This is a genomic window from Streptomyces similanensis, assembly GCF_039543625.1.
GTDB lineage: Bacteria > Actinomycetota > Actinomycetes > Streptomycetales > Streptomycetaceae > Streptomyces > Streptomyces similanensis.
Map to the genome: position 1 here is coordinate 28,934 of NZ_BAABKC010000042.1, position 11,855 is coordinate 40,788.

Here is an 11,855-nt window from a genome sequence, read left to right on the forward strand (position 1 = left end):
ATTACGCCCGATCCCCCGAGCTGAAACGGGGTTCGGCAGCACGATTTGGATCATTTTCCGATGAAGCCGCAACGACCGCCCGTCCGGCGGGAGCTGCGAGGACCCGCCCGGTGGCCAGCAGCACCAGCAGCGACAGGGCTCCGGCGACCCCCGGCACCGCGAACCCCCACAGCGCTCCGCCGGCCTGGACCACCGGCCCCGCGGCCCCCGTTCCCACCGACGCGCCCACCGTGAACGTGGTCACCAGCCAGGAGAACGCCTCCGTCACCGTCCCGGCCGGCGCGTGCCGGTCCACGATGACGAACGCGCAGGCGATGCAGGGCGCCAGGAACACCCCGGCGAGCGCCGTGAGCGCCACCATGGCCACCGCGCCCGGCATCAGCAGGAGCGGCAGGTAACACACCGCCAGCAGGGCGACCAGCGCGCGCAGTCGCCGCTCGGGCACGCCCGCCCACTGGCGCGCCCCGTAGACGGCGCCGCCGGCCAGCGCGCCCAGGCCGAGCGCCGCCATCAGCCAGCCGTACACCGCGTCGCCGCCGTGGCCGTCGGCGTACGGGACGGCCGCCACCGTGATGGAGCCGAGCGCGACGCCGACGAAGAGGAACGCGGCGAGCAGGGCCAGCAGGCCCGGCGAGCGCAGCGCGCCGAGCCAGTGCGCCTCGCGCGGCGCCGAGCGCCACGCCCGCGAGGGCGGCGAGAGGACCACGCAGAGCGCCCCGAGCACGCCGAGCACGTTCAGCACGATCAGGGCCGCCCGCGCCGACCACAGCGACACGCACAGGGTGACCAGCAGCGGCCCCACGGTGAACATGACCTCCTGCGCCACCGCGTCCATGGCGTAGGCCGTGTGCACCTGGCCCTCCTTGCGCAGCACGGAGGGCCACAGGGCGCGCAGACCGCCCTCCAGGGGCGGGGTGAACAGTCCGGCGGCCGCGACGGCCGGGTAGGCGAGCGCGCCCTGCCCGGCGCCGGTCAGGGCGAAGGCGGTCATCGCCAGGGCCGCCGCGAGCGCCGCCGGCAGCTGCACCCGGGGCTGTCCGTACAGGTCCACCAGGCGGCCGAGCACGGGCTGCCCGACGGCGTTGGCGACGCCGTAGACGGCGGCCAGCGCCCCGGCGAGGCTGTAGGTGCCGCCCTCGGCGCGGACGAACAGCACGATCGCGATGGCCGCCGTGGCGTTCGGCAGCCGGCCCACCAGGGTGCCGGTCAGCAGCCGGGCGGCGTGCCGCGTCCTGAGGATCTCCAGGTATCCCGCGAATCCCGCGGCCATCGCCTGCCTCCAGGGTCAAGTTTTACGTATAACGTCCGCCGCCATACGTACCATGTGCGCTGTTCGCAGTCCAGACGAGCGGACCGCGACCGGCAGGCGGACGGACCGTCCGGCGGCGCGCGACGGGGCCCGTCCGCATCCGGCCGGGCCCGAACACAGGAACGACAAGGAGCGCTCTCCCGGTGGCACGAGGAAGTACGCGGCCCACCAGCCGTGACGTGGCGCAGGCCGCCGGGGTGTCCCAGGCCGCCGTCTCACTGGTGCTCGGCGACAAGTGGCGCGGCCGGGTGTCGCAGGCCACCGCCGAACGGGTCCGCCGGGCCGCCGACGAGCTCGGCTACCGGCCCAATCTGGCCGCCCGCAATCTGCGGCTCGGCCACACCCGGACCGTCCTCCTCGTCGTCCCGGCGCTGACCACCGAGTTCTTCGCCGGCGTCTACACCGGCGCCGCCCGCGTCGCCGCCGAGCACGGCTTCGGCGTGGTCCTCTACCCCTCCCCCGAGGGCATCGGCCCGGCCCGCAACCCCTTCGCCTCGGCCCAGGCCGCCCTGGACGGCGTGATCGCCTCCTCCATGGCCGCCGACGCCCTCACCGCGATCCGCGGCGACCGGCTCCCGCTGGTCATGCTGGACAGCGACCCCGAGGGCAGCCTGGGCGCGGCGACGGTGAACCTGGACATCGCCGACGGCGTGCGGCAGGTCGCCGCCCATCTGCTCGGCCTCGGCCACCGCGGCTTCCTGCACCTGGCCGCGGACGTGCCGTCGTGGACCTTCGAGGTGCGGGCGCGGGAGCTGGCCGCGCGGGTGGGCGCGGTGCCGGGCGCCTCGGTGCGCACCGCCCGCGCCGCCATCGCGGTCGAGGACGCCCGGGACGCCACCCAGGCCGCCCTGAGCGCCCCGGGGCCCCGCCCCACCGCCGTGGTCTGCGACGACGACAAGCTGGCCGTCGGCGCGTACAAGGCGCTGCGCCGGCTCGGTCTGCGGGTCCCGGAGGACGTCTCCGTCACCGGCTTCGACGATCTGGGCCTGGCCACCGCCGTCGACCCCGAGCTGACCACCGTCCGGCTGGACGCCGAGCTGTTCGGCGAGCGCGGCATACGGGCCCTGCTGGCGGTCCTGGAGGGCCGTACGCCGGACGGCGACGACGTCCCGGTGGAACTGGTGGTCCGGGGCTCCACGGCCCCGCCTCGCGCCTCCTGAGACGCCGGGAGCCCCGGCCGTGGCGCGGGCCGGGGCTTCCTGGGGTGGCGCGGAGGCGGGACGCGAGGTCGCTAGTTCTCCTCGGCGTCGCCGTTGTCGTCGGAGTCCTGGGAGGTGTCCGCCGTGCCGCCCTCCAGCAGCCGGGCCAGCTGGCGCCCCACGATGCGCTTGAACTTGCGCTGCTGCGGCCGCGTACGGTCCAGCACCGCCACCTCCAGGCGCTCGGCGGGGATCTCCCGCTCGCTGCCGTTGGTGTCGCGGGACAGGGCCTGCACCGCCAGCTTCAGCGCCTCGGCCAGCGTCATCCCGTCCTGGTGGCGCTGGTCGAGGTAGCCGCTGATCTGCTCGGCGTTGCCGCCGACCGCGACCGAGCCGTGCTCGTCCACGATCGAGCCGTCGTGCGGCAGCCGGTAGATCTGGTCGCCCTCCGGGGTCTCCCCCACCTCGGCGACCACCAGCTCCACCTCGTACGGCTTCTCGGCCGCGCTGGAGAAGATCGTGCCCAGCGTCTGGGCGTAGACGTTCGCCAGGCCCCGGGCGGTGACGTCGTCCCGGTCGTAGGTGTAACCGCGCAGGTCGGCGTAGCGCACACCGCCGATGCGCAGGTTCTCGTACTCGTTGTACTTGCCGGCCGCCGCGAAGCCGATCCGGTCGTAGATCTCGCTGAACTTGTGCAGCGCGCGGGACGGATTCTCGCCGACGAACACGATGCCGTCGGCGTACTGCAGCACGACCAGGCTGCGGCCGCGGGCGATGCCCTTGCGGGCGTACTCGGCCCGGTCGGCCATGGCCTGCTGGGGTGAGACATAGAACGGCGTCGACACCGGTTATCCGTCCCTTTCTGTTGTGGTCACGGGGTCACCCTGGACAAGAATCCGCCGCCGCCTACAGCAGCGCGGCCCGCGGGCCGTCGGGCTGCTCCAGGCGCCGTTGCAGCACCGCGCGGGCGATCTCGGAGGACTCGTCCTCGGTCAGCCTGCGGAAGCCGTCGTCGGTGATCACGGTGACGATCGGATAGATCCGGCGGGCGACATCGGGACCGCCGGTCGCCGAGTCGTCGTCTGCCGCGTCGTACAGGGCCTGGACCACCAGGGTGGTCGCCTCGGCCTCGGACAGGTCCTCGCGGTACAGCTTCTTCATGGCGCCGCGCGCGAAGATCGAGCCGGAGCCGGTCGCCGCGTAGCCGTGCTCCTCGCTGCGGCCGCCGGTGACGTCGTAGGAGAAGACGCGGCCCTTGTCGCGGTCCACGTCGTAGCCCGCGAAGAGCGGGACCACGGCCAGGCCCTGCATGGCCATGCCCAGGTTGGAGCGGATCATGGTCGACAGCCGGTTCGCCTTGCCCTCCAGCGACAGCTGGGTGCCCTCGACCTTCTCGAAGTGCTCCAGCTCCAGCTGGAACAGCTTCACCATCTCCACGGCGAGCCCGGCCGTGCCGGCGATGCCGACCGCCGAGTACTCGTCGGCCGGGAACACCTTCTCGATGTCCCGCTGCGCGATGACGTTCCCCATGGTCGCCCGCCGGTCGCCGGCCAGCACGACGCCGCCCGGGAAGGTCACGGCCACGATCGTGGTGCCGTGCGGCGCCTCGACGACCCCCTGGGTGTGCGGCAGCCGCCGCTTGCCGGGCAGCATCTCCGGCTGGTGCTCGGCGAGGAAGTCCATGAACGACGAGGACCCGGGCGTCAGGAAGGCAGCCGGCAGACGCCCGGTGCTACGAGGGTTGGGTTCCACGCGATTCCTTCCACACAAAATGGCTGCGGCCCCGCCGGGAACGGCCGAGCCGATCATCAAATCCGTGCACGGACCATACCCGTACCGGGGCCGGTCATCCGTCCCGGCGCCGGCCCTCTCGTCGGGGGCCGGCGCCGGGACGTGTGCCGGGTGCTACTCGCCGCCCTTCTGAACGAAGCTGCGGACGAAGTCCTCCGCGTTGGACTCGAGCACGTCGTCGATCTCGTCCAGGACGTCGTCGACGTCGTCGCTCAGCTTCTCGTGGCGTTCCTTGAGGTCCTCGCTCGCCTGGGCGTCCTGCGCCTGCTCCTCGACCTCCTCGGTCGAGCGCGTGGCCTTCTGCTGCCCGCCGCCGGTGTCCTTGGTCGCCATTACCCTCACCCCGCTCAGTTCGGTTCGCCCGACATGGTCGGCATTACGGCCGATCGGTGATGATCAGACCCTACAAGCCGGGTCCGACATCGGCCCCGCAGTTTCCGCAACGTACGGGGGCCATCTCTGTGATTCCCGGGCGCCGGGGTTTCCACCCCGGCCGGCCGGCCCGGTCCGGGTACCCACTCAGTTGCCGGACAGGACCCTGACCAGGTCTTCCGCCGTACGGCAGCGGTCCAGCAGCTCCTTGACGTGATTACGCGTTCCGCGAAGCGGTTCCAGGGTTGGGACGCGCTGGAGGGAGTCGCGGCCCGGCAGGTCGAAGATGACCGAGTCCCAGGAGGCCGCCGCCACGTCGTCGGCGTACTGCTCCAGGCACCGGCCGCGGAAGTACGCCCGGGTGTCCTCCGGCGGCTTCCGGCGGGCCCGGTCGACCTCGCTCTCGTCCAGCAGGCGCTTCATGCGGCCGCGAGCCGCCAGCCGGTTGTACAGGCCCTTCTCGGCCCGCACGTCGGCGTACTGGAGGTCGAGCAGGTGGAGCTTCGCGGCGTCCCAGTCCAGGCCGTCACGGCGCCGGTAGCCCTCCATCAGCTCCCGCTTGGCGACCCAGTCCAGCTCGCCGGACAGGCTCATCGGGTCGTTCTCCAGCCGGTTGAGGGTGTCCTCCCAGCGGGTCAGGACGTCCTTGGTCTGCTCGTCCGCGTCGGCTCCGAAGCGCTCCTCGACGTACTTGCGGGACAGCTCGAAGTACTCCATCTGAAGCTGCACCGCGGTCAGCGTCCGGCCGCTGCGCAGCGTGATCAGGCGCTTGAGCGACGGGTCGTGCGAGACCTGGTGCAAGGTGCGCACGGGCTGGTCCACGGCCAGGTCGACGGCGATGAAGCCGTCCTCGATCATGGACAGGACCAGCGCGGTCGTGCCCAGCTTGAGGTAGGTGGAGATCTCCGACAGGTTGGCGTCGCCGATGATCACGTGCAGCCGGCGGTACTTCTCGGCGTCCGCGTGCGGCTCGTCGCGGGTGTTGATGATCGGGCGCTTGAGGGTGGTCTCCAGACCCACCTCGACCTCGAAGTAGTCCGCGCGCTGGCTGAGCTGGAAGCCGTGCTCGTGGCCGTCCTGGCCGATGCCGACCCGGCCGGCGCCGGTGACGACCTGGCGCGAGACGAAGAAGGGCGTCAGGTGGCGCACGATGTCCGAGAAGGCGGTCTCCCGCTTCATCAGGTAGTTCTCGTGCGTGCCGTAGGAGGCGCCCTTGTTGTCGGTGTTGTTCTTGTACAGGTGGATGGGCTGTGCGCCGGGCAGCTGGGCGGCCCGCTCGGCGGCCTCGGCCATGATCCGCTCGCCCGCCTTGTCCCACAGGACGGCGTCGCGCGGGTTGGTGACCTCGGGGGCGCTGTACTCCGGGTGGGCGTGGTCGACGTAGAGCCGGGCGCCGTTGGTCAGGATGACGTTGGCGAGGCCGATGTCCTCGTCGGTGAGCTGGCTGGAGTCGGCGGCCTCGCGGGCGAGGTCGAAGCCGCGGGCGTCCCGCAGCGGGTTCTCCTCCTCGAAGTCCCAGCGGGCCCGCCGGGCCCGGTGCATCGCCGCGGCGTAGGCGTTGACGATCTGGGACGAGGTGAGCATGGCATTGGCGTTCGGGTGACCGGGGACGGAGATCCCGTACTCCGTCTCGATGCCCATCACGCGCCGTACGGTCATGCGGCCCTCCTTGCCCGGCGGCGCCCTCGGTCGAGGACGGCGCTCAAGTACCGCTGATGCTCGGGTGCCGGTGCGGTGCCCGTCCCCGCACTGCGCGACCCGGCGGTACGAACGAGCCTAGAACGCCTTTGCGCTGGTGGGGAGATCATTCGCGTCATTGCCTGCTCCATGCGTGGCCCGGAAAACAGGTCGGCTGCGGGTACCCGCCGAGGGAACCCGCAGCCACCCCGCTTTTACAGGTACTGACCGGTGTTCGCCACCGTGTCGATGGAGCGTCCGGTGTCCGCGCCCTGCTTTCCGGTGATGAGGGTGCGGATGTAGACGATCCGCTCGCCCTTCTTTCCGGAGATCCGGGCCCAGTCGTCCGGGTTGGTGGTGTTCGGCAGGTCCTCGTTCTCCTTGAACTCGTCCACGCATGCCTGGAGGAGGTGGGAGACGCGCAGGCCCTTCTGGTTCTTCTCCAGGAAGTCCTTGATCGCCATTTTCTTGGCCCGGCCCACGATGTTCTCGATCATGGCGCCGGAATTGAAGTCCTTGAAGAAGAGGACTTCCTTGTCGCCGTTGGCGTAGGTGACCTCCAGGAAGCGGTTCTCCTCGGATTCGGCGTACATCTGCTCGACCGCGGTCTGGATCATGGCCTGGACCGTGGCGTCCTTCTCGCCGCCGTGTTCCGAGAGGTCGTCCGCGTGCAGCGGAAGGCGCTCGGTGAGGTACTTCGCGAAGATGTCCTTGGCCGCCTCGGCGTCCGGACGCTCGATCTTGATCTTCACGTCGAGCCGGCCGGGCCGCAGGATGGCGGGGTCGATCATGTCCTCGCGGTTGGAGGCGCCGATCACGACCACGTTCTCCAGGCCCTCCACACCGTCGATCTCGGCGAGCAGCTGCGGGACGATGGTGTTCTCCACGTCCGAGCTGACACCCGAGCCGCGGGTGCGGAAGAGGGACTCCATCTCGTCGAAGAAGACGATGACGGGGGTGCCCTCGCTGGCCTTCTCCCGGGCCCGCTGGAAGACGAGGCGGATCTGCCGCTCCGTCTCACCGACGTACTTGTTCAGCAGCTCGGGGCCCTTGATGTTGAGGAAGAAGCTCTTGCCGGCGGCCTGGCCGGTCACCTCGGCGACCTTCTTGGCCAGCGAGTTCGCGACGGCCTTGGCGATGAGCGTCTTGCCGCATCCGGGCGGCCCGTAGAGCAGGACGCCCTTGGGCGGGCGCAGTTCGTGCTCCTTGAACAGGTCCGGGTACAGGTACGGCAGCTCGACGGCGTCCCGGATCATCTCGATCTGGTTGCCGAGGCCGCCGATCTGCTCGTAGCCGATGTCGGGCACCTCTTCGAGGACGAGTTCCTCGACCTCGCTCTTGGGCACGACCTCGTAGACGTAGCCGGACCTGGGCTCCAGGAGCAGGGCGTCGCCGGCGCGGATGGTGACGTCCAGCAGCGGCTCGGCGAGCCGCACCACCCGTTCCTCGTCGGTGTGCCCGACCACCAGGGCGCGCTCGCCGTCCTCCAGGATCTCCTTGAGGGTGACGATGTCGCCGACGCTCTCGTACTCCATGGCCTCGACCACGTTGAGCGCTTCGTTGAGCATCAGTTCCTGGCCGCGCCGCAGCTCGTCGAGCTCGACGCCGGGGCTGACGTTCACCCTCAGCTTCCGGCCGCCGGTGAAGATGTCGGCGGTGCCGTCCTCGTTGGCCTGGAGGAAGACACCGAAGCCGGCCGGCGGCTGCGCGAGCCGGTCGACCTCCTCCTTGAGGGCCACGATCTGGTCGCGGGCCTCGCGGAGCGTGTTCGCCAGCCGCTCGTTCTGCGCGGACACGCCGGCCAGATTGGTCTGCAGTTCGACGATCCGCTCTTCGAGAATCCTCGTGTGCCGCGGAGAGTCGGCGAGCTTGCGTCGCAGGACGGCGATCTCCTGCTCAAGGTAGGCGATCTGCCCGGCCGGGTCGTCGGACCCTCGTCCCGGGCGGATGCCGCGGTTCATGTCGTCGTCGTGGGCTGCCACGGTCCTCACCTCCTCCAAGGGGAGCTGGACGCTTCCAGACCCTACCTGGGTGGGTGTCGATTGAAACCCCTAGATCACAAAGACTGTCGGGGTGTGTCCGATCTTCACCCTTGCGCTCTCCCTCACGCCAGGGGAATACCCACCGAACGCGATTGGAAAGCCGTCAGAGGTAGGGTCGAGTCGTTCAACACCCGTCAGAGCTGGCCGGATTCCCGCGCGGTTCGACGTGACAGGTCAGGAGATGTGAGCGTGCAGCAGCAGACGGCGGACGGCGGCGAGGCACTGGAGGTCTGGATCGACCAGGACCTGTGCACCGGTGACGGCATCTGCGCGCAGTACGCGCCCGAGGTGTTCGAGCTGGACATCGACGGCCTGGCCTACGTGAAGGGCACGGACGACGAGCTGCTCCAGGCCAAGGGCGCGACAACGCCCGTGCCGCTGCCGCTCCTCACGGACGTGGTGGACTCGGCGCGGGAATGCCCCGGCGAGTGCATCCACGTGCGGCGCGTTTCGGACAGCGTCGAGGTGTACGGACCTGACGCGGAGTGATCGCACCGGTGTCATCCGTCACCGCTGTCTGATATCTCACACGCCCGGCGGGCGCCGGGCCCGGACGCCGCGGGCTCAGATACTGCGGGCCTGGTCGGGCGCGGAACGGACGAACGCGCCGTTCTTCCACTGCCACTTCGCCCCCTCCTTGAGGTCGGGGCAGCAATTGGGCACGTCGGGCGAGGAGTAGCCGAGCAGGGTCGCGGTGACCTGTCCCGCGCGCACCGCGAAGTCGGTGACGGTGTACCGGTCCTTGGGCTCGACGAGTGTGGCCACCACCCGCGGCGCCGTCGCGCCGCGGGCCTGGGTGAGCACGTACACGCCGTCGGGCGGGGTACCCATGGAGGCGTCGCAGTGCACGACGGCCACGGTCTCGGGCCGGCCGTCGCCGTCCAGGTCCCCGGTCGCCTTCTTCGCCACCACCGCCTTGACGGGGCCGCACTCGACCGGGAACGCCACACCGGTGGTGTCCGGCGGGGCGACGGCGGCCGCGGGGGCGCTTCTCGCCCCGCCGGACGCGGACTGGGCGGCGGTGGCGGAGCCGGGCTGGAGGGCCGAGGAGAGGGCGATCACGCCGGCTACGGCGGTCGCGGTGGCGACCCAGTGGATGGGCCGGGCGTGCGTGTGCGCCAGTTCCGGGACGGCGGAGTGCTGCACTAGGAGTGTCTCCCGTGAGGGCTGTGCCGGTGGGGTGGCCAGCATCGTGCCACACGTCACAGTGCGGGGGAACGGTGGGGTGGGTACCCGGATCCGTTTTCGACCGCGGCGCCCGGGCGCCGGGTCAACGCGAGGGCGCCGTGGCGCAGTTCCGGTCTGTGCCGGGAACTGCGCCACGGCGCCCGTTCGTTGGTCGCGGCGGGTGGCCTCAGCGGCCGGCGCCGCCGTCGGCGTTGGGGCCCTCGTAGTCCTCGCCGTAGGCGCCCTTGGCGGGGCGGCGGCGGCGCATGGGCGGCTCGACGCCGTCGGCGAGGCGACGGGCGGTGAGCAGGAAGCCGGTGTGCCCGATCATTCGGTGGTCGGGGCGGACGGCCAGGCCCTCGATGTGCCAGTTGCGGATCATCGTCTCCCAGGCGGTCGGCTCGTTGAAGCAGCCGATCTCGCGGATGGACTCCACGGTCCGGGCGAGCTGGGTGGTGGTGGCGACGTAGCAGCACAGGATGCCGCCGGGGACGAGCGCCTTGGAGACGGCCTCCAGGCACTCCCAGGGGGCGAGCATGTCGAGGATGACCCGGTCGACCTCGGTGTCGGACAGGTTGTCCTGGAGGTCGCCCACGGTGAGCTGCCAGGCGGGGTGCGGGCCGCCGAAGTAGCGCTCGACGTTGGCCTGGGCGATCTCGGCGAAGTCGGCGCGGCGCTCGTAGCTGTGCAGCATGCCCTGGTCGCCGATGGCGCGCAGCAGGAAGCTGCTGAGCGAGCCGGAGCCGACGCCGGCCTCCACGACGCGGGCGCCGGGGAAGATGTCGGCGAAGGCGAGGATCTGCCCCGCGTCCTTGGGATAGACGACGGCTGCCCCGCGGGGCATGGACAGGACGTAGTCGGGGAGCAGGGGACGCAGCGCGAGGTAGGCGACGTTGCCGGTGGTGCGGACAACGCTTCCCTCGGGAGCGCCGATCAGTTCGTCGTGCGGGAAGGAACCCTTGTGGGTGTGGAAGTTCTTCCCGGCCTCGAGCGTGAACGTGTAGTGGCGGCCCTTGGGGTCGGTCAGCTGTACCTGGTCCCCGACCTTGAAGGGCCCGCGACGGCGGGCGGCACCGGTCGGTTCGGACATGTGACCAGCCTACCGGCCCCCGGGAGGGCCGCCGACCACGGCCGGATCCCCGGGGCCTCCCGTCCGGATCAGGCCGACGGACGGGCCATGGCCTTGACGAAGGCGCGCTCGACGTCGGCGGCGGAGAGCACCCCGTAGATCTCGCCGGTCTCCTCAACGACCAGGTACTCGGTCGCCGGGGTGGCGCGCAGCACGTCCAGCAGCTGCTCGCCGGCCAGCTCCGCCGAGACGCGCATGCCCTCGGTGAGGTCCTGGGCGAGTTCGCCGGCCGACACCCAGGGGCGGCGGTGCTCGGGCACGCCCACGATCGCGGACTCGCGGACGAGGGCGAGGGGTTCGCCGTGGCCGTCGACGACGACCAGGGCGCGGGCGCCGGCGGCGTTGGCGCGGCGCAGCCCCTCGGCCAGGGAGGTGCCGGTCTCGACCGGCACCGCGCGGCGGGTGAGGGTGCGGGCGCGCAGCTCGGGGAGGTGTTCGCGCAGCCGGGCCATGCGCAGGCTGTTGCCGGCGCCGGTCCAGATGATCGCGGCGATGATGGCGGCGAGCAGGGCGTCGGTGACCGTGTCCATGCCGACGCTGTCCTCGGCGGTCGCCCCGAGGGCGCCGGACTGGCTGACCAGGGGCAGCCCGATGAGGACGGACACGGCCAGGGCGCGGCCGACCCAGGCGGCGGCGACGGTGCCGCTCATCGGCCGGCCGGTGATCTTCCAGACGACGGCGCGCAGCATCCGGCCGCCGTCCAGGGGCAGGCCGGGCAGCAGGTTGAAGACGGCGACGATGAGGTTGGAGATCATCAGGGCGGCCAGCAGGACGCCGGGGACGGTGCCGCGCTCGACCGGTTGCAGCGCGAGGTAGAAGACGCCGCCGAGGACCAGGGAGAGCAGCGGTCCGACGAAGGCGAGGACGAACTCGCGGCCGGGGGTCTCGGCCTCCTTCTCGATCTCCGAGACGCCGCCGAAGAACTGGAGCTGGATGCGGCGGACGGGGAGCTTGAAGCGGAGGGCGGCGATGGTGTGGGCGAGTTCGTGGACGAGGACGGAGCCGTAGAAGGCGACCGCGAAGAACAGGGAGACCAGGTAGCGGGCGGCGCCCAGCTGGGGCAGCACCCGGTCGAGCTGGCCGCCGAACACCCAGGTGATCAGGGCGGCGACGAGGAACCAGCTGGGCGCGACGTAGACGGGCACGCCGAAGGGGCGGCCCATGAGGATGCCGCCGCCGGGTCCCTGCGGGCGGCGGGGCGGGCGGGGGCGGCGGCCGGGGCCGGGGCG

11 protein-coding genes are annotated in these 11,855 nt (G+C 71.5%); 2 read left to right on the forward strand and 9 right to left on the reverse strand.

Annotated elements, in window-relative coordinates; translation table 11 throughout:
• Nucleotide 1: 1 nt before the first annotated feature.
• Nucleotides 2-1,270: an MFS transporter gene (locus ABEB07_RS13715; RefSeq protein ID WP_176148329.1), complete on the reverse strand. Its 1,269-nt coding sequence runs from the start codon at nt 1,268-1,270 to the stop codon at nt 2-4.
• Between the two features lie 182 nt (nt 1,271-1,452).
• On the opposite strand from ABEB07_RS13715, the gene ABEB07_RS13720 reads away from it, so the two are divergent.
• The gene (locus ABEB07_RS13720; protein WP_345668573.1) at nt 1,453-2,469 is read left to right on the forward strand and encodes a LacI family DNA-binding transcriptional regulator; all 1,017 of its coding nucleotides are present in this window, start codon (nt 1,453-1,455) and stop codon (nt 2,467-2,469) included.
• Nucleotides 2,470-2,540: 71 nt separating this feature from the next.
• Here the strand turns inward: ABEB07_RS13720 and prcA are convergent, their stop codons facing one another.
• The 5 genes from prcA to arc form a co-directional block, all read right to left on the reverse strand.
• Nucleotides 2,541-3,293, reverse strand: coding sequence for a proteasome subunit alpha (gene prcA, locus ABEB07_RS13725; RefSeq protein ID WP_176148331.1), 753 nt, complete (start codon nt 3,291-3,293; stop codon nt 2,541-2,543).
• A gap of 61 nt (nt 3,294-3,354) precedes the next feature.
• On the reverse strand, nt 3,355-4,200 hold the full coding sequence (gene prcB, locus ABEB07_RS13730; protein ID WP_176148332.1) for a proteasome subunit beta: 846 nt from the start codon (nt 4,198-4,200) through the stop codon (nt 3,355-3,357).
• A 153-nt stretch (nt 4,201-4,353) separates the two neighbouring features.
• A complete protein-coding gene (locus ABEB07_RS13735) occupies nt 4,354-4,572 on the reverse strand; it encodes a ubiquitin-like protein Pup (RefSeq protein WP_164587773.1) in 219 nt (72 codons plus the stop codon).
• 186 nt (nt 4,573-4,758) lie between these two features.
• Entirely contained in the window at nt 4,759-6,270 is a 1,512-nt protein-coding gene (gene dop, locus ABEB07_RS13740; RefSeq protein WP_345668574.1) for a depupylase/deamidase Dop, read from the reverse strand.
• A 233-nt stretch (nt 6,271-6,503) separates the two neighbouring features.
• Nucleotides 6,504-8,270, reverse strand: coding sequence for a proteasome ATPase (gene arc, locus ABEB07_RS13745; protein ID WP_164587772.1), 1,767 nt, complete (start codon nt 8,268-8,270; stop codon nt 6,504-6,506).
• A 243-nt stretch (nt 8,271-8,513) separates the two neighbouring features.
• On the opposite strand from arc, the gene ABEB07_RS13750 reads away from it, so the two are divergent.
• The gene (locus ABEB07_RS13750; RefSeq protein ID WP_164587782.1) at nt 8,514-8,819 is read left to right on the forward strand and encodes a ferredoxin; all 306 of its coding nucleotides are present in this window, start codon (nt 8,514-8,516) and stop codon (nt 8,817-8,819) included.
• A 75-nt stretch (nt 8,820-8,894) separates the two neighbouring features.
• Here the strand turns inward: ABEB07_RS13750 and ABEB07_RS13755 are convergent, their stop codons facing one another.
• The 3 genes from ABEB07_RS13755 to ABEB07_RS13765 form a co-directional block, all read right to left on the reverse strand.
• Nucleotides 8,895-9,476: a hypothetical protein gene (locus ABEB07_RS13755; protein ID WP_345668575.1), complete on the reverse strand. Its 582-nt coding sequence runs from the start codon at nt 9,474-9,476 to the stop codon at nt 8,895-8,897.
• Between the two features lie 208 nt (nt 9,477-9,684).
• Nucleotides 9,685-10,587 carry a tRNA (adenine-N1)-methyltransferase gene (locus ABEB07_RS13760; protein ID WP_009187743.1) on the reverse strand — a complete coding sequence of 301 codons (903 nt, stop codon included), beginning with the start codon at nt 10,585-10,587 and terminating at the stop codon, nt 9,685-9,687.
• 68 nt (nt 10,588-10,655) lie between these two features.
• The coding region (locus ABEB07_RS13765; RefSeq protein WP_345668576.1) for a site-2 protease family protein at nt 10,656-11,855 on the reverse strand (1,200 nt) is incomplete at its 5' end.

Excerpts from the sequence above, each read along its gene's own strand:
- ABEB07_RS13735 (WP_164587773.1), bottom strand. The coding sequence starts at position 4,572 with ATGGCGACCAAGGACACCGGCGGCGGGCAGCAGAAGGCCACGCGCTCG.
- dop (WP_345668574.1), bottom strand. The coding sequence starts at position 6,270 with ATGACCGTACGGCGCGTGATGGGCATCGAGACGGAGTACGGGATCTCC.
- ABEB07_RS13715 (WP_176148329.1), bottom strand. The coding sequence starts at position 1,270 with ATGGCCGCGGGATTCGCGGGATACCTGGAGATCCTCAGGACGCGGCAC.
- ABEB07_RS13760 (WP_009187743.1), bottom strand. The coding sequence starts at position 10,587 with ATGTCCGAACCGACCGGTGCCGCCCGCCGTCGCGGGCCCTTCAAGGTC.